Annotated in this window: 15 protein-coding genes and 1 tRNA gene; 8 read left to right on the top strand and 8 right to left on the bottom strand. The window is 66.9% G+C overall.

Features of this window, described 5'->3' with window-relative positions; genetic code table 11:
* Positions 1-60 precede the first annotated feature (60 nt).
* Entirely contained in the window at positions 61-384 is a 324-nt protein-coding gene (locus J2S76_RS06350; protein ID WP_307058591.1) for a hypothetical protein, read from the bottom strand.
* A gap of 219 nt (positions 385-603) precedes the next feature.
* Here J2S76_RS06350 and J2S76_RS06345 point away from each other — a divergent pair, with 219 nt between their 5' ends.
* The 3 genes from J2S76_RS06345 to J2S76_RS06335 all read left to right on the top strand — a co-directional run bounded on the left by J2S76_RS06345 (position 604) and on the right by J2S76_RS06335 (position 1,652).
* The gene (locus J2S76_RS06345) at positions 604-918 is read left to right on the top strand and encodes a hypothetical protein (RefSeq protein ID WP_307058589.1); all 315 of its coding nucleotides are present in this window, start codon (positions 604-606) and stop codon (positions 916-918) included.
* 43 nt (positions 919-961) lie between these two features.
* The gene (locus tag J2S76_RS06340; protein ID WP_307058588.1) at positions 962-1,429 is read left to right on the top strand and encodes a hypothetical protein; all 468 of its coding nucleotides are present in this window, start codon (positions 962-964) and stop codon (positions 1,427-1,429) included.
* A gap of 137 nt (positions 1,430-1,566) precedes the next feature.
* Positions 1,567-1,652, top strand: a tRNA-Leu gene (locus J2S76_RS06335).
* A 63-nt stretch (positions 1,653-1,715) separates the two neighbouring features.
* On the opposite strand, the gene cysN is transcribed toward J2S76_RS06335, so the two are convergent.
* The 5 genes from cysN to J2S76_RS06310 all read right to left on the bottom strand — a co-directional run bounded on the left by cysN (position 1,716) and on the right by J2S76_RS06310 (position 10,706).
* Positions 1,716-3,611: a sulfate adenylyltransferase subunit CysN gene (gene cysN / locus J2S76_RS06330; protein WP_307058586.1), complete on the bottom strand. Its 1,896-nt coding sequence runs from the start codon at positions 3,609-3,611 to the stop codon at positions 1,716-1,718.
* Positions 3,611-4,519: a sulfate adenylyltransferase subunit CysD gene (gene cysD, locus J2S76_RS06325; protein ID WP_307058584.1), complete on the bottom strand. Its 909-nt coding sequence runs from the start codon at positions 4,517-4,519 to the stop codon at positions 3,611-3,613. The genes cysN and cysD overlap by 1 nt, the downstream gene beginning before the upstream one ends.
* Positions 4,520-4,944: 425 nt before the next feature.
* Positions 4,945-8,814, bottom strand: a complete 3,870-nt coding sequence (locus J2S76_RS06320) for an autotransporter domain-containing protein (RefSeq protein WP_307058582.1) — start codon at positions 8,812-8,814, stop codon at positions 4,945-4,947.
* A 215-nt stretch (positions 8,815-9,029) separates the two neighbouring features.
* Positions 9,030-9,959: an AraC family transcriptional regulator gene (locus J2S76_RS06315; RefSeq protein WP_307058580.1), complete on the bottom strand. Its 930-nt coding sequence runs from the start codon at positions 9,957-9,959 to the stop codon at positions 9,030-9,032.
* 279 nt (positions 9,960-10,238) lie between these two features.
* Entirely contained in the window at positions 10,239-10,706 is a 468-nt protein-coding gene (locus J2S76_RS06310; RefSeq protein WP_307058578.1) for a MarR family winged helix-turn-helix transcriptional regulator, read from the bottom strand.
* A gap of 138 nt (positions 10,707-10,844) precedes the next feature.
* Here J2S76_RS06310 and J2S76_RS06305 point away from each other — a divergent pair, with 138 nt between their 5' ends.
* On the top strand, positions 10,845-11,666 hold the full coding sequence (locus tag J2S76_RS06305) for an alpha/beta fold hydrolase (RefSeq protein WP_307058576.1): 822 nt from the start codon (positions 10,845-10,847) through the stop codon (positions 11,664-11,666).
* A gap of 120 nt (positions 11,667-11,786) precedes the next feature.
* Here the strand turns inward: J2S76_RS06305 and J2S76_RS06300 are convergent, their stop codons facing one another.
* A complete protein-coding gene (locus J2S76_RS06300) occupies positions 11,787-12,254 on the bottom strand; it encodes a MarR family winged helix-turn-helix transcriptional regulator (protein WP_307058573.1) in 468 nt (155 codons plus the stop codon).
* Between the two features lie 145 nt (positions 12,255-12,399).
* On the opposite strand from J2S76_RS06300, the gene J2S76_RS06295 reads away from it, so the two are divergent.
* The 4 genes from J2S76_RS06295 to fghA all read left to right on the top strand — a co-directional run bounded on the left by J2S76_RS06295 (position 12,400) and on the right by fghA (position 15,702).
* Positions 12,400-13,188, top strand: a complete 789-nt coding sequence (locus J2S76_RS06295; RefSeq protein ID WP_307058571.1) for an alpha/beta fold hydrolase — start codon at positions 12,400-12,402, stop codon at positions 13,186-13,188.
* Between the two features lie 229 nt (positions 13,189-13,417).
* The gene (locus J2S76_RS06290) at positions 13,418-13,699 is read left to right on the top strand and encodes a metal-sensing transcriptional repressor (protein ID WP_307058569.1); all 282 of its coding nucleotides are present in this window, start codon (positions 13,418-13,420) and stop codon (positions 13,697-13,699) included.
* A gap of 27 nt (positions 13,700-13,726) precedes the next feature.
* Complete coding sequence (locus tag J2S76_RS06285; RefSeq protein WP_307058568.1) at positions 13,727-14,854, top strand: S-(hydroxymethyl)glutathione dehydrogenase/class III alcohol dehydrogenase; 1,128 nt, start codon at positions 13,727-13,729, stop codon at positions 14,852-14,854.
* Positions 14,855-14,865: 11 nt separating this feature from the next.
* On the top strand, positions 14,866-15,702 hold the full coding sequence (gene fghA / locus J2S76_RS06280) for an S-formylglutathione hydrolase (protein WP_307058566.1): 837 nt from the start codon (positions 14,866-14,868) through the stop codon (positions 15,700-15,702).
* A gap of 394 nt (positions 15,703-16,096) precedes the next feature.
* Here fghA and J2S76_RS06275 read toward each other — a convergent pair whose 3' ends face one another.
* A complete protein-coding gene (locus J2S76_RS06275; RefSeq protein WP_307058564.1) occupies positions 16,097-16,954 on the bottom strand; it encodes a LysR family transcriptional regulator in 858 nt (285 codons plus the stop codon).
* Between the last annotated feature and the right edge of the window lie 132 nt (positions 16,955-17,086).

Below are 17,086 nucleotides of genomic sequence, written 5' to 3'. Positions count from 1 at the left end.
GGAGCCAATCCCCTCGCGGCCGGCGTCATCGCTTTGGCACCAATCTGGCTGGATCAGGCACTAGCGGTAGACATACCAGCAGCGGCGCACCGGCCGGCCCCACCGATCGCGCCGAACAGCGCACACCCGCCGCCGCCGCCGCCGCCGGTGACGTCGACCGGGCGGTACGCCGGGCGGTCCCCACTGCGTCGTCTCGACAGGGGTGCCGTCGGGCGTCGTGCCGGCCGTTTCAGTACCGGCCGCGTCGAGGTCGGGAAGCCCTTCTGGAACAGTACCCTTGAGTTGGCTCAGCACCGTCGCCTGGGCCGGAGAGAACAGCGTCCCAACAGCGCCGGCACCCGCCAAAACGCTGGCGAGACCGAGCAGGAAGCCTCGTCTGTGCATATCGTCCTCCATCATCTCCACCCTGACACCGAGACGGGCAATGGGCTCGACTCAACGCGGTCACGGTGGATTGGTTCGCCAACCATTTTCAGGGTGCGAAACAATCACGGCATCCCGGTGGCAAGGCGGGATAGTGGGGTGCACGCGAACCCCACGCTTTCCCTTGCCGCGGGCCATGGCGCGGGCGATAGTCAGTCCAGCGAATCGTAGAGGTCGGACATGACAGTCTTCGGCACCAAGGTCTTTAAGTGGATGATGCGTGCGGCGCTTGCCGTCGCCATCGCGCTGCCGCTGCTGGCGGCGAGCCCGCCCGCGCAGGCGAGCAATTCCACCGGGGCGCTGATCGGGGGGCTGGTAGCCGGTGCGCTCATCGGCTCGGTGGTGACGTCTGCCGCGAGCCAGCCGAAAACCTATTACTACGCGCCGCCCCCGCCGCCTCCGCCGGCTTATTACCCGCCGCCGCCGCGCCCCGCCTATGGTCCGGGCTATTGCGGCGCGCCGCCCTATCCGCCGTGCCGCACGCCGGTCTACTGAGACGCACCGTTCGTTCCTTCCGGTCACGCACCAGGGCACTCCCATGCTGAAGACGGCCGCTACCGCGCTCTGCCTGATCCTCGGCCTCGCCGCCGCTCAGGCGCAGGACTCTTCCGGCGCTTCCTCCGCCGGGCCTTCCGCTGCCGTACCCCCGCCTGCGGCGGCGGACGACGCGCTGCCGCCGCCGATCGCCTGCACCTTCGAGAAGGTGTTTGTTTGCGAGTCCTCCGGCTGCGCGCCATCGTCCGAACTGGGCACGATTGACCTGCCCGCGCGCTTCCTGATCCATTTCGGCGAGCAGATCATCGCCAGCGTGTCGGACGACAAGCTGCCGCATATCAGCTCGATCCAGAGCGTGATCGGCGACGGCGACACGCTCATTCTGGATGGCAATGACAACATGGCCGCCTGGGCGATCGAGCTGTCGCCATCCAAGCCGGAGGCGACGCTGACGACGCTCGCTGGCGGAAAGGTGCTGACCGCGTTCGGCACCTGCAAGCCTGCCTCCTGAAGGCTGGCGGCGGCGCTTCATCCGGGCGCCCATGACGAAGATCGCCAAGGGCCGCTTTCGGAAGCGGCCCTTCCACCTTGAAGAGCCGGCTTTTCACTTGGCGGCGCGGTTCATTTCGTTATAGAGAACCGCACCGCGCGGGCGTGGCGGAATGGTAGACGCGACGGACTCAAAATCCGTTTCTGGTGACAGAGTGTCGGTTCGAGTCCGACCGCCCGCACCAGCCACCTTCCTCGGAACACTGCTGGTTCCGAGATGAAGCCCCTCCTTACCGTGCAGGGGCCGCTCAGCTGAGATATCCCCTCTCCAGCAAAAACGCGAAGATGTGCTCGGCCGCCGCCTCTGCGGCCAGCGCCCCGCTCTCTATGGTGATCTCCGGGTCGACCGGCGGCTCATAGGGGCTGTCGATGCCGGTGAAGTTCTGGATCTGTCCGGCGCGGGCGCGCTTGTAGAGCCCCTTCACGTCGCGCTGCTCCGCCACGTCAAGCGGCGTGTCGATGAAGATCTCGACGAATTCGCCACTTTCCAGCAGTTCGCGGGCCATCTCCCGCTCCGCCCGGAAGGGCGAGATGAAGGACACAAGAACGATCAGCCCCGCATCCACCATCAGCCGGGCCACCTCCGCCACCCGGCGGATGTTCTCCACCCGGTCGGCATCGGTGAAGCCAAGGTCCTTGTTCAGGCCGTGCCGGACATTGTCGCCGTCGAGCAGATAGGTGTGCCGACCCAGCGCGTTGAGGCGCTTCTCGACAAGGTTGGCGATGGTGGACTTGCCGGCGCCGGAGAGGCCGGTGAACCACAGGACGGCAGGCTTCTGCAGCTTGAGGCCGGCCCGGCTCGCCTTGGTGACGTCGAGCGCCTGCCAGTGCACATTGGTCGCGCGCCGCAGGCCGAAATCGACCATGCCGGCACCGACCGTCTGGTTGCTCATGCGGTCGATGACGATGAAGGAGCCGGTCTGGGGAATCTCGGCGAACGGATCCAGGGCGATGGGATCGTGGGTGGCGATGTTGACCACCGCCACATCATTCAGAGCCAAAGTCTTGGCGGCCAGCTTCTGAAAGCTGTTCACATCGATGCGGTGCTTGATCTCCGTCACCGACATGACGACGGTGCGCGTCCCGATCTTCATCAGATAGGGACGGCCCGGCAGAAGCGAATCCTCGTGCATCCATATGAGATGGGCGGCGAACTGGTCGGAAACGTCCGGCCGGGCGTCCGCCGCGGCAATGACGTCGCCGCGGGAGGCGTCGATCTCGTCCTCCAAAGTGAGGGTCACGGCCTGGCCGGCACTGGCCTGCGCCAGTTCGCCATCGGCGGTGACGATCGAGGCGATGCGCGAGGTGGCGCCGGAGCCGGCGACGACCACCGCCTCGCCGACCCGCACCGAGCCGGAAGCCACGGTGCCGGAAAAGCCGCGGAAGTTCAGGTTGGGGCGATTGACCCATTGCACCGGCAGACGGAATGGGCGTGTCTGCGCCACGCTTTCCACGTCCAGCGTGTCGAGATGCTCCAGCAGCGAGGGGCCCTCATACCAGGGCGTGTTGGCGCTGCGGGCGATGACATTGTCGCCGTGGCGGGCGGAGATCGGGATCGGCACGAGGGTGCGAAAGCCGAATTCCGCGGCGAAGGCACAATAATCGGCGACGATCTGGTCGAAGACCGCCTGGGAATAGTCCATGAGGTCGATCTTGTTCACCGCCAGCACCACGTCCTTCAGCCCCAGCAGCGAGACGATGAAGGAATGACGCCGGGTCTGGGTGAGAATGCCTTTGCGGGCATCGACCAAGATCACGGCAACATCGGAATTCGAGGCGCCGGTGGCCATGTTGCGGGTGTACTGCTCATGGCCGGGCGTGTCGGCAACGATAAACTTGCGCCGCTCCGTGGCGAAGAAGCGATAGGCAACGTCGATGGTGATGCCCTGTTCGCGCTCGGCGGCCAGTCCGTCCACCAGCAGCGCGAAGTCCAGCTCATCGCCGGCGGTGCCGTGCTTGCGCGAATCCGCGGCGAGCGTCGCTAGCTGGTCCTCGAACAGCAGTTTGGTGTCATAGAGCAGCCGGCCGATGAGGGTCGACTTGCCGTCATCTACGCTGCCGCAGGTCAGAAAGCGCAACAGGCCCTTGGCCTCGTGCCGCGCGAGATATTCGGCGGCACTGACCGGCGCGATCGCCTCATTCATCAGAAATATCCCTCGCGCTTCTTCTTTTCCATCGAGGCGGCCTCGTCGTGATCGATGAGGCGGCCGGCGCGCTCGGATGTGCGCGCCAGAAGCATCTCGCCGACAATGGCTTCCAGCGTGTCGGCGTCGCTCTCGATGGCGGCGGTGAGCGGATAGCAGCCCAGGGTGCGGAAGCGCACCCGCTTCATCTGCGGAACCTCGCCCGGCGCCAGCGGCAGACGCTCATCGTCCACCATGATCAGCTGGCCGTCGCGTTCCACCACCGGCCGCTCGGCGGCGAGATAGAGCGGCACGATGGGGATGTTCTCGGCGAGGATGTACTGCCAGATGTCGAGCTCGGTCCAGTTGGACAGCGGGAACACCCGGATCGATTCGCCCGGCCGGATGCGAGCATTGTAGAGGTTCCACAGCTCCGGGCGCTGGCTCTTCGGGTCCCAGCCATGATTGGCGGTGCGGAAGGAGAACACGCGCTCTTTGGCGCGGCTCTTCTCCTCGTCGCGTCGGGCGCCGCCAAAGGCGGCATCGAAGCCATGAAGCGTCAGCGCTTCCTTGAGCGCCTCGGTCTTCATCACATGGGTGTAGAGCGAGGAGCCATGGTCGAACGGGTTGATGCCTTTGGCGACGCCGTCCTGGTTGGTGTGCACCAGAAGCTTGAAACCGAGCCGAGCCGCCGTGGCATCGCGGAAGGCGATCATCTCGCGAAACTTCCACGTCGTGTCGATGTGCATCAGCGGAAAGGGCGGTGGTGACGGATAGAACGCCTTGGCCGCCAGATGCAGCATGACGGCGGAGTCCTTGCCGATCGAATACAGCATCACCGGGTTGGCGAACTCTGCCGCCACCTCCCGCATGATGAAGATGGATTCCGCTTCCAGACGCCTCAGGTGCGTCATCCGTTCTGACGACATCAAACCCGCCTATCTCTCGAGACTTCCACCGCCCTGTGCGGTGGGGTGAATGTCGACTTCTCCGTCACGGCGCGCCGGCGGGGCCACGCCCATCCGTCGACGAGAACGATGCCCGGTCCCCATCTCGTGGCAAGGCGCAGAACTCGTGTCAGATGATCGTGCCGAGACAAATCTCACTCCGCCGTTCTTAGACAGGCGGAGGGGTAGGGTCAATATCCCACAGGAAACATTCGGTAACTCGTAAAATTCCAGAAAAATTTCGTAATCAACTCCAAATTCCCACCCGATGCTGCGATATCGACGCCCGCCCGTTCCCGGCGAACCCGACGGCCGCAGCGATCGAGCTGATTGGCGGAAGCAGCGACAGGGAGCAGGGCGCCTTCAGGCGGCGCCCGGTCCGGCCGGCAGGAGGAGCGGCTGCGGCGTCAGAAGCGCCAGCTCAGGCCGGCCTCGAAGCCATTGTCGACAAGGCCCGAGCCGAAGGCGCCCGAATAAGACAGGTCCAGCTGCGCGGTCGTGGACAGCGGCAGGGAGACGCCGCCCTCCAGCACCAGAACATCCCCCACCACCGGCACGCCGAGGACGGAAAACGGGGCGGCGCCGGCAAAGCCGAGGCTGGCTTGCGGATTGGCGTTGCCAAAGGCGTGGCGCCAGCCGGCCATGCCGGTCAGGCGACCCTGCACGGCGCCCAAGGACGCTTCGGCCGATGCGCGCAGCCCCAGCGTTGTGAAGGTCACCCCCGCATCGCCGGCCGTCCCTGAGAGCGCCGCCGCTCCTCCACTCTCGCTGAACGCGCCGCTGGAGGCGTTGACATAGGCTAGCCCGACAAAGGGCTCCAGCTCGGCCGCGCCGACCGCCAGCCGCCAGCCGGCCTCAAGGAAGGCCTGCGCCGTGTGGCCCTCATAGGCGCCGCCCAGGCGTTCGGCGAAACCGGGGAAGGCGATCTGGCGCGTGGTGTCGACCTGCTGATAGGTGTAGGCGGCACCGAGGCGCAGCGCCAGCGCGCCAAATCGGCCGCCGCCATAGAGGCCCGCATGCACATCGTCGCTCTCGGCGGTGGCGCCGCCGGTGTCGAGGCGATAGCGGCTCTGTCCATAGCCGGCGAAGGCCCCGATTAGGAGGTCTTCGCCCACCTTGCGATCGGCGCCGATGACGAAGCCTCCGACCGTACGGTCGAACCCGGTGGCGTTGCCATCGCCGTCGAGCGTGCCCCACGAGCCATAGGCCTGACCCCACATCGCCGCCGCCGGGTCAGCGAAAGCCTGCCGAAGCCGCCCCAGGGCGGCGTCGCGCACAAAGCGGCTGTCTTCGAGCGCGGCGCTCTGTGCGCTGGCGTAGAGATCGCCTGAGAGCTGATCGAAGGCGACACGGGCGGCGGAATCGGACAGTTGCGAGCCGACCGCTTCACGCAGAAGGCCTGCGCCTGTCAGGCTGTCCAGCGCTGCCGCAGTCTCCCGCTGATTTGCAGAAAAGGCGGCAGCGGTGAAGGCACGGTCCTGGAACACATCGAGATACACCGCCGTCTCATCCGTGCTGGCCTCCACCGCATAGAAGGCCGAGATCGACGTGTCGCCCACCAGCGTGTAGCTGCCGGTAATGCCGCCACCAGCGGTGAGAACGGTGAAGCGCGTGCCCACCGGCGTGACGCCGCCAAGGCCGTCGACGCTGAGCTGGGCACCGTCCGCCAGCGTGGCGGAGCCGCCGACCGCGATGAGGTCGGCCCGGCCGCCCGCAACCTCCACGGCATAGAGGGCGCCCGCCGCCTGATCGAAATCGCCGGCCACCGTCACCGTCCCGACGGAGGCGCCCGGCGCCACCGTGGCGCCGGCAGCAAGGCTGAGCGCTGCGACACCTCCCATGCCTGCCAGCACGGCGCCCTCCGCCACGCTGAGGGGCCCGCCGAGCGTTCCCGCCAGCGCCAGCGTGCCAGCCTCGATCAGGGTCGCGCCGGTGAAGGCGGTGGCGTCGCCGGCATAGGTCAGCGTTCCGCTCCCGGTCTTGAGCAGCGTTCCAGTGCCGGTCAGCGCATTGGTGAGACGGCCGGTTCCGGTCTGGTCGAGCACCAGCGTGCCCTCATTGAGAATCGCCCCGCTGCCGAAGCTCGTCGCTGATCCGATCAGCGTGCCGCCGTGGATGGTGGTGGTGCCGGTATGGGTGTTGACGCCGGTCAGGGTGGTGATGCCGGCATAGGCGTCGACCGTCAGCGCCCCGGAAAGGTCGGCGTCGATAAGTGTGTCGCTGTTCGTGTGGTTCAGCACGAGCTGCGCGCTCGCGCCCTCCTGCACAGCGAGCGTTCCGGCGTGCAGGGTGCCCGCAGCCGCCGCCGCATCCCCGGCGGCCGCGCCGATGACGATAACGGCGGAGATGCCGGCATTGCCCTCCTGATCGGCGTCACCGACCCAGACACGATCGGCCACCAGGGTTCCGCCGTCGGAAAGCGTCAATACGCTTGGTGTCACTCCGCCGAGCGCCAGCACGCTGCCCGCCTCCAGCCGCGATCCGGTGCCGGTCACCGTGATTTCGGAGGTGCCGCCGAGGGCGTCGACGAAGGAGGCGACCACCCGCCCGCCATTCTCGACCTGAAGCCTGCCGCGCCCGCCCTCGCTGGCGATTGACAGCTCGCCTTTCACGGTCCAGCTCGACGCTGTGCCTGCGATACCGACGAAGCCGTCTGACCCGGGGCCGGCACCCAGCGCCGTGGCGCCGGTGACGAGCGTGCCGCCGGCCTCGACCACCACCTCGCCGCTGCCGCCGAAGCCGACATAGAAGGTGCCATCGACCGCGAGGGAGGCACCGGCGCCGATGCCGATGGCGCCGTGGCTCTGCGCCTGATAGCCCACCACCACGACATTGGCGCGGACCGAGGCGCCCGCGTCGATGCCGAGTTCGCCATCGCCGCCATCCCCGACATAGAGCACGCCGTCGACGCTCCAGCTGGAGCCGGTGCCGGAGAGGTCGACAATGCCGATCGTGCCGAAGGAAGCGCCGATCACGCCGTCGCCGGAACGCAGCGACGCGCCCTCCGCCACACGCAGCGAGCCATAGCCGTCATAGCCGACGACAACCGCCTGCGAGGCGGTCCAGCTCGACCCGGGCCCGGTGATCTCGACCCGCGCCGGGTCAACAAGGTCGACGCCGACCAGAAGCTGCGCACTGCTGGCGGTGGCGCCATCAAAGACAGACACGGTGCCGCCGGTTTCGACCCGGACTGTGCCGCTGCTGTCCCAGCGAGAACCCACGCCCCCAACCTCCACAAGGCCGGATGAAAACTCGTCGCCGACCACGGCGTTGGCATTGGAGACATGGCCGCCGTCGCTGATCGCCAGCGTTCCCTGCCCGCCGCCCGTCGCCACGGCGAGGTCGCCGGCGACCGCCCAGTTCGAACCGGTTCCCTGTACGGCAACCTGCCCGTTGCTGTTGGCGTTGCCGATCAGCGCGCTGGTGGCGGTAACGTCGCCGCCCGAGGCCACCACCAGCGACCCCGCGCCGAGCGCGCCGACGGTGAGGGCGCCATCGACGTCCCAGCGCGAGCCTGGGCCGTCCACCGTGACATTGCCGGTCGCCGCGCTGACGCCGTCGCCGATATTGGCACGGCCCGAGGTCATCACCGCCCCGTCGAGTACCGAGACGCTGCCATTGGTGCCGATGGCGAGCGACCCCTCGATCTGCAACGCCGAGCCGGCACCGCTGACCATGACCTCGCCGCTGGGCGACAGCAGGCCGGCCACCACCGTGTCGCCGGTGGTCACGACGCCGCCAGCCGCGATGGTCAGCCGGCCCGATCCCATCCCCCCTAGCGCGAGGCTGCCGGCATTGTGCCAGTGCGAACCGGTGCCTGTGATCGCGATCGAGCCGGTCGCACTGGAGCCGGCCACGCCGAAGCTGGCGTCGGCGGAAGTGAGAAGCCCGCCTTGCTCCACCACAAGGCTGCCATTGGCATCAAAGGCCACGGAAAGGGTGCCGGACATGTCCCAGCGGCTCCCGGCCCCCGACAGGAGTACCTCCCCCGCCGCCGCCTGTCCCACCATGCCTGTCGCACTGGAAACCGAGGCGCCGGCCAGGATGTTAAGGGTGCCGCCGCCGCTGGCGCCGACGACGACGGCGCCGCTGTTGGACAGCATGGTGCCGGGATCGGTGACGGTCAGGGTGCCCGCCATCCCGCCGAGCCCGACGCTGGTGTTGTCATAGGAAGGCGTGGCGCCCTGGTCGATCTGGACCGCGCCGGTGACATCGAGGTCCTGCGCGCATGCAGCACCTGCGATGAGGCACAGGGCCGGCAGGGAGAGGGCGGCCATCAGCGCGCCCTGCGAGGCGGCACGAACGGGGTGAAAGCCCGGCCGCATTTTGCGTGCGTGCCTCGTCTCGTTCCTGCCCATCAAAGGCCCCCCTGCGCGTTTGGGTGTCCGCCGGCACCGGCTCTCCCGCCTAACAGAAGCCGGCGGGGCCTGTTTGATCGTTCTTGCTCTTGGCCGGCGCTACGCCGGCCAAGACGCGCGGCGACAACAGTCGATCACGGCGAGCACGGCACCAGGACACTGGCGTGGATGCCGCCGGTCCCCCGCCAGGGCGGCGCGCGGTACATCTCATAGGCGGGAGCCTCGCCCAGCGCCCGCCGATGGCGCGGCAGCCACACCGCGCACACGCCGAACACGGCTTCTGGGATCAACGGATAGGGCCCCTCCACATCGAGCCGCACAAACGAGCCGGCGTGCGTGCTCAGGCGCCGCAGCGGGGCGCGCAGGGCGGGAAAGGTGGAAGCTGTGTCCACCACCGCGCAGTCATAGCGGGTCTGTCCTGGCGCCGTGAAACCGGGGTCGTCATGAAGGATGCCCATCGCGGTCATCGTCTCCAGGGGCAGTCCCGCCGCCTTCAGAGAAGCCGCAAAGTGTTGCCAATGGGCAGGAACCTGCGTCAGCGGCCCGTGAAAGCGCATGCCGATGAGGGGTAGCGCGCCCAGCCGCACGGGTGCCGCAGGCTCGACGAGATCGACATGCAGCCGCTGCGGCAGCGGCGCCTGCGCCTGCGCCATGGCCCGCAAACGGTTCGGCGCCAGGGCGAACTGGCGGGAGAAGGCCCGAGTGAACGCCGCCTGGCTGCCATAGCCGCAGCGTAGAGACGCTTCGATGATCGAGGTGGACGATCGACAGATCAGAGCCGCCGCATGGGCCAGCCGGGTGCGGCGCACATAGGCGCCATAGGTCTCGCCCATGAGTTCGGCGAAGCGGCGATGGAAATGAAACGGGCTCATGCCCACCCGCTCGGCCGCCGCCTCGATGGTGCGTGGTGCGCCGGTGTCGCTCTCGATCCAGTCGAGCGTCGACAGCAGGAAGCCGGTTTCCACCCGCGCTGGCGGCGCGAGGGGCAGCGGATCGGTCCAGAGCTCGGTGAGCGCCAAAGCTTCGCCGGCACGCGGCGGCGCGTGCCCAAGCGGCGAGGCCAAGCCGCTCGCCCCGCCGCTCGCCCCGTTCATCCGGCGAGGTGGCAGGCTGGAGGGCACTGAATCGGACGCGGCACGCTCCGCTGGCGCCGGATCGGGGGCGTCGGCGGGGGGCTCTGCTGCCCGGCAAAGACCGCCTTGTCCATCCGGCACGCGCTCCGTTCGAGCTTCCACCTCGACAGAGCTAAATGAACTCCGGCACGGGCGGAGGTAATAATCGCGCAAAATCAACAGCGGCGTTCTCCAGAGCGCCCGCTGCCCTCGCGCTCTTCCGGCCCGCGCCTAAGCCTCGCGCTGGGCGTGCAGCCGGTCGCGAATGGCGTCGATGGCGGTCCGCAGGGCGTCGATGGTCGGCCCGTCCTGCCCCACCGCCGCCTCGACGCAGCGCATGATCTCGGCGGCTTCGCCCTTCAGCGCCTGTCCCGCCGGCGTCAGGTGCAGCAGCACCTCGCGCTCGTCCCTGGGGTTGCGGGTGCGGGTAACCAGTCCCGCGGCGTCGAGACGCTTCAACAAGGGGGTGAGCGTGCTGGAATCGAGAAAGAGAGTCCTTCCCAGCTCTTTCACATTCTGCCCGTCGCGGTTCCACAGCGTCACCATGACCAGATATTGCGGATAGGTAAGGCCGAGCCTGTCCAGCAGCGGCCGGTAGAGCTGGGTGAAGGCGTGCCCTGCGGCGTAGATCGAAAAGCACAGCATGGCGCCGACGTCGGGAGCGGAAGTGGCGGCGGCGCTGTGGGGCGATTGGGTCATCGTGATCTCCTTTCCTCCCAAATAATTTGTGCGCGATGGGTTTGCAAGCGATTGACAGCCGTCCCAGTGCCATCTAATTAAATCGCATCCTAACTAATCGTACACGATGCGATTGCAGCCAAGCCAAAGGAGACCGACATGAGCAGCTTCACCACCACGGACGGCACCCGTCTCTTCTACAAGGATTGGGGCGTCGGCCAGCCCGTCCTGTTCGCCCATGGCTGGCCGCTTTCGTCCGATGCCTGGGACCAGCAGATGCTGTTCTTCGGCCAGCAGGGCTACCGTGTCATCGCCCATGACCGCCGCAGTCATGGCCGTTCCGACCAGACGTGGGACGGCAACAACATGGACCAGTACGCCGACGACCTGGCGGAACTGATCGAGGCGCTCGACCTGCGCGACGTGGTCCTCGTCGGTCATTCCACCGGCGGCGGCGAAGTCGCCCATTATATCGGCCGCCACGGCACGGCGCGGGTGGCGAAGGTGGTGCTGGTCGGCGCGGTGCCCCCGCTGATGCTGAAGACGGACGCCAACCCCGCCGGCACCCCGCTTGCCGTGTTCGACAGCATCCGCGAGAGCACCGCGAAGAACCGCTCGCAGTTCTTCTTCGACCTGACGGTTCCGTTCTACGGCTTCAACCGCGAGGGCGTTCCCGCCAATGACGGCCTGCGCGAGAATTTCCGCCGCATCGGCCTGCAGGGCGGCATCAAGGGGCAGTATGACTGCGTCCACGAATTCTCCGAGGTGGACTATACTGAGGACCTCAAGCGTATCGACCGGCCGACGCTCATCATCCATGGCGATGACGACCAGATCGTGCCGATCGACGCCTCGGCCCACCTCGCCGCGCATATCGCCCCGCAGGCGACGCTGAAGGTCTATCCCGGCGGCTCGCATGGGCTGGCGGAAATCGAAGCCGACCGCTTCAACGCCGACGTGCTGGCCTTCATCCGCAGCTGAGCGCCCTGCCGCGCAAATCCTCGTCTTCGATCACGGCCGCCGCCCGCAAGGACGGCGGCCGATTCGTTGTTGGTGGGGATGGGATGGCTCCTAGCGCTTCCTCGATTCGCGGCGCCGCCGTCAGCTCGGCGCGCTCCAGCCGCCAAGCTGGGCATAGAGCGCGTCGCGCAGCTCCCTCATGTCCCGGTTCATGGCGCCGAGATGGGCCGGGCTCTGGCCGGAGGCCTCAAGCAGCGCATTGCCGAGGCACCCCGCCTGTCCCCTCAGTGCGCGCCCCTGATCGGTGAGAGCGACGACGACCTGGCGTTCATTGTCCGGGTTGCGGGTGCGGTGCAGGAAGCCGGCCGCTTCCAACCGCTTGAGCAAGGGCGTCAGCGTGCTCGATTCCAGCGCCAGCTTGTCGGCGATGCCGCCCACGGTCAGCCCGTCCTCGCGCCAGAGCACGTTGAGCACGAGATATTGCGGATAGGTCAGCCCCAGCCCGTCGAGCAAGGGCTTGTAGACGCGCTGGATGGCGATGCCCGCCGAGTAAATGGCGTAGCAGAGCTGGTCATCCAACGGGACGGGAGGGTTGGTTTTCGCGGTCATCATCGACTCCTTCGCCACGCCATATAACGACCCCGCGCGCAAAAAAGAATATCGCGATAACAATTATGCTGGACAGGTCAGGCGAGTTTGGCTATCAAATAGATATCGCGATAATGATTATCGCACTAAAGAATGGAGAACGACGATGAACACGAAGACCCTCCTGGCAGCCGTGGCCACCGCCGCCAGCCTGTCCTCCGGCACTGCTGTGCTCGCCGCCGAGGGGATTCCCGCGTCCCAGCCGGTCCGCAATGTCGTACTCGTCCACGGTGCCTTCGCCGATGGTTCCGGCTGGCGCGGCGTGTATGACCAGCTGACCCAGCGTGGCTACCGCGTCACAATCGTGCAGAACCCGCTCACCTCGCTGGAGGACGATGTTGCCGCCACCAAGCGCGCTCTGGCCCGCCAGGACGGCCCGGCCATCCTGGTCGGCCACAGCTGGGGCGGCACGGTCATCACGCAGGCCGGCGTCGACCCCAAGGTGGCCGGTCTGGTCTACGTCTCCGCCCTCTCCCCCGATGCCGGCGAAACTACCGCCCAGCAATATGAGGGCTTCGTCACTCCGCCCGAATTCGTTCTCGACATCGGCGAGGACGGCTTCGGCTATGTGAAGCCCTCGAACTTCAAGGCGGGTTTTGCCGCCGACACCAGCGACGCTGACGCCGCCTTCATGCGCGACTCGCAGGTGCCGATTGCCATGTCCTCCTTCGGCACCAAGCTCACCCAGGCGGCCTGGCGCAGCAAGCCGAGCTGGGCGGTGATCGCCACCGACGACAAGGCCTTCGACCAGCGGATGCTGCAGCACATGGCCAAGCGCATCGGCGCCAAGGTCACCGAAGTTCCGGCCAGCCATGCCGTGTTCATGACCCAGCCCAAGGTCGTCGCCGACGTGATCGACGAGGCCGCACGGAGCGCCAGCGCTGCCGCCCAGTGAGGCTGGCGGCCAGACGCGGCAGGCAAAGAGAAACGATGGAAGGACCGGCAGGCGGCGTCTCGGCTTCGCCTGCCGGGCGCATTTCGCGGCCCCCGCGTGCGGTGCTGAAGTGTCGGGTGCACCTTGCACCTATACTCCCTCCAGTATATTCAGTCCCGGAACCGCGTGCGCGAGCGTGGAGCCACGCGGGGACCCAAGTGGGGACCCAAGTGGGGAGCGTGGTGTCCTGATGCCCCATTCGCCTGATGACAAGAAGCGTGCCTTGACGCGGCTGCGCCGTATCAAGGGCCAGGCTGAGGCGCTGGAGCGCGCGATCGAGGCGGAAGCCGAATGCGGCGTGTTGCTGCAGCAGATCGCCGCCCTTCGCGGCGCCGCCGGCGGGCTGATGGCCGAGGTGCTCGACATCCATTTGCGCGAGAGTTTCGGGCACAGGCTGGAAGCCGCCGGCTCCCGGCCGGCCACTGACGAACTCGACGCCATCATGAAGATCCTGCGCACCTATCTGAAATAGCCGACCAGATCCGAGAGGGAGAAGTCCATGAAATCGCGTGCCGCCGTCGCCTGGGAGGCCAAGAAGCCGCTGACCATCGAAACCATCGAGATCGGCGGGCCGAAGCCCGGCGAGGTGCTGGTCGAGATCATGGCGACCGGTGTGTGCCACACCGATGCCTACACGCTGGACGGGCTGGATTCCGAGGGCAAGTTTCCCGCCATTCTCGGCCATGAGGGCGCGGGCATTGTCCGCGAGGTCGGCGCCGGCGTCACCTCGCTGAGGGTCGGCGACCACGTTATCCCGCTCTACACGCCGGAATGCCGGCAGTGCAAAACCTGCCTGTCGCAGCGCTCGAACCTGTGCACCTCGATCCGCGCCACCCAGGGCCAGGGCCTGATGCCGGACCGCACGACGCGCTTTTCCTGTGAGCGGGTGGGCGCCCAGAGCGGCGAGATCTTCCACTATATGGGCTGCTCGACCTTCTCGAACTTCACCGTGCTGCCGGAGATCGCGCTCGCCAAGGTGCGCGAAGACGCCCCCTTCGACAAGATCTGCTACATCGGCTGCGGCGTTACCACCGGCATCGGCGCGGTGGTCTATACCGGCAAGGTGTGGCCGGGCGCCAATGTGGTGGTGTTCGGGCTTGGTGGCATCGGCCTCAATGTGATCCAGGGCGCTCGCATGGTCGGTGCCGACAAGATCATCGGCGTCGATATCAACCCGGCCAAGGTCGAGATGGCCCGCAAGTTCGGCATGACCGACTTCATCAACCCGCTCGATGTCGGCAATGACAAGGTGGTCTCGGCGATCCAGGACCTTACCGATGGCGGCGCAGACTTCACCTTCGACTGCACCGGCAATGTGAACGTGATGCGCCAGGCGCTGGAGGCCTGCCATCGTGGCTGGGGCACCTCCATCGTCATCGGCGTGGCGCCGGCGGGCGCGGAAATCTCCACCCGCCCGTTCCAGCTCGTCACCGGCCGCAACTGGCGCGGATCCGCCTTTGGCGGCGCGCGTGGGCGCACCGACGTGCCGAAGATCGTCGACTGGTACATGGAGGGCAAGATCAACATCGACGACCTGATCACCCACACCATGCCGCTCGACGAGATCAACACCGCCTTCGACCTGATGCATGAGGGCAAGTCGATCCGTTCCGTGGTGATCTACTGATGGGCGCTTTGATGGAAACGATCAGCACCGCGAAGTCGCATGGCGGTGTGCAGGGGGTCTATCGGCACGAGTCGAAGGCCACCGGCACGCCGATGACCTTCGCCGTCTTCGTGCCGCCACAGGCGGCCAATGGGCCCGTGCCGGTCCTGTGGTATCTGTCGGGCCTCACCTGCAGCCATGCCAATGTGATGGAGAAAGGTGAGTACCGCGCCGCCGCGGCCGCCCATGGCGTCATCCTTGTCGCACCGGACACCAGCCCGCGCGGCGAAGAGGTGCCGGACGAGCCGGGCAACTGGCAGTTTGGCTCCGGTGCCGGCTTCTATCTCGACGCCACGCAGGCGCCCTACGCCACGCATTACCGGATGTACTCCTACATCGTCGAGGAACTCTCCGCGCTTATCGCCGCCGAATTCCCGGCGGATATGAGCCGGCAAAGTATATTCGGTCATTCCATGGGCGGGCACGGCGCGCTGACCATCGCGCTGAAGCACCCCGACCGCTTCAAGAGCTGCTCGGCCTTCGCGCCGATCACCGAGCCGAGCACGGCGGACTGGTCTCGCCCGGCGCTGGAGAAATATCTCGGCACGGATGCAGGCGTCTGGCGGGCCTATGACGCGGTGGCGCTGATCGAGGACGGAAAGCGCTTCCCGGAGTTCCTGGTCGACCAGGGCTCGGCCGATCCGTTCCTGGAGACCGGGCTGCGGCCGCAGCTTTTGGCCGCCGCCTGCGCGAGCGCCGGCATCCCCCTCACGCTCAATCTGCGCGAGGGCTATGACCATTCCTATTTCTTCATCTCCACCTTCATGGCCGACCATATCGCCTGGCACGCCGCCCGCCTCGGCCGCTGAGGCATCCCGCCCCCGCCCGCCCCCGCTCCGGCCCGATCACGCCGGGACGGGGGCGCGTCGATCTCAGAAGCGGTAATTGATGCCGGTCTTGATCGCCTGGAACGACGCCGAGTTCGAGGCGTCGCGGCCGTTGGCGAGGGTGGAAGTGCCGATCACGTCCTCATAGACCGGCCGTTCGACCTGATCTCACCACCAGCCCCCGAGGCGGCCGCAGAGCGCTACATGGCGCACCACCAGGCGGGGCCCACCTCTGCAGAAAGACGGCGCGGCATTTCGACGGCAACTCATCGATGGTGCGGCGCTGCAGGGTGAGTTCCTGCACACCCTGCAGCGTCCTCGTCCGGCAGTGGCATGGTGCAGCTGCGGGCATCCGGGGGCAATCTGGTGACGAAGCTCAGCCCGAATGAAGCGCGGCGCAGGCGGCACGCGCATGCTTCAGAAAGGCATCGATGATCACGATCTTCGGCGAGGCGCGCGGCCAGAGCAGGCCGAGATCGCGGGCATAGTCGCGATCGTCCAGTACGATCTTGTTCAGCCGAACGCCCTCCGGCCAGGGCGGCGGCCAGTCCGGAATGATCGAGACGCCCAGGCCCCGGCTGACCATGATGGTGATGGCTTCCAGCGAATCCAGTTCAAGGCGCTCGCGCGGCTTCAATCCGTGATCGTCGAGATAGCGGCTGGCGAGCCGGCCGCCCCAGTTGTTACGGTCGTAACGGATGAACTTATGGTCGGCGAGGAGCTGGCCGATGTCGGTTTCCGTAACGTCTGCGGGGGTGATCGCGATCAGAGGTTCCTTGCGGAGCTGGCACCATTCGAGCGATTTCGGGAGAACGAAGCTCGGGTTGAGCACGATCGCGGCATCGACGCGCCCCTCCAGGACCTGGGCGTAGAGATCCACCGAGGCCGCCCGGAGGATGTGGAAATCGACGGTCGGCAGCTCTGGGACCAGCTTTTCGAGGATCTGGGGAAGCAGGCCGGTCAAGGCCGAGGTGAAGACCCCGATCTTGAACTCGCCCCAGGCGGCGCCGTCGGCGGCCAGCAAACGCAGATTGTTGATCGCCAGCAACGCCTTCTTGGCTTCCGGCAGCAGCGCGGCACCCGGCGGCGTCGGCACGACAGTGCGACCCGAGCGCACCACCAGCGCGATGTTCATCTCCTGCTCAAGGGCGCGGATGCGCTGGGAGACCGCCGAGGCCGTCAGCCCAAGCTTCCTCGCCGCCTCGGCAAAGGAGCCGAGTTCGGCGACGGTCACGAAGCTTTCCAGAAAATGCGTGTCCACGGGCCCTTGACGCTTGCTGCTGGCGAGGCTCGACGAGACCGTCCGGCGTTCCCCATGTCAAGGACAAAGCCAATATTTTGTTTGATTTAATGAAAGGCAAAGCCA

This window comes from Ancylobacter vacuolatus (assembly GCF_030813595.1).
Classification (GTDB): domain Bacteria; phylum Pseudomonadota; class Alphaproteobacteria; order Rhizobiales; family Xanthobacteraceae; genus Ancylobacter; species Ancylobacter vacuolatus.
The sequence above is the reverse complement of the archived record's forward strand: the minus strand, read 5'-3'. Positions and strand labels throughout refer to the sequence as shown.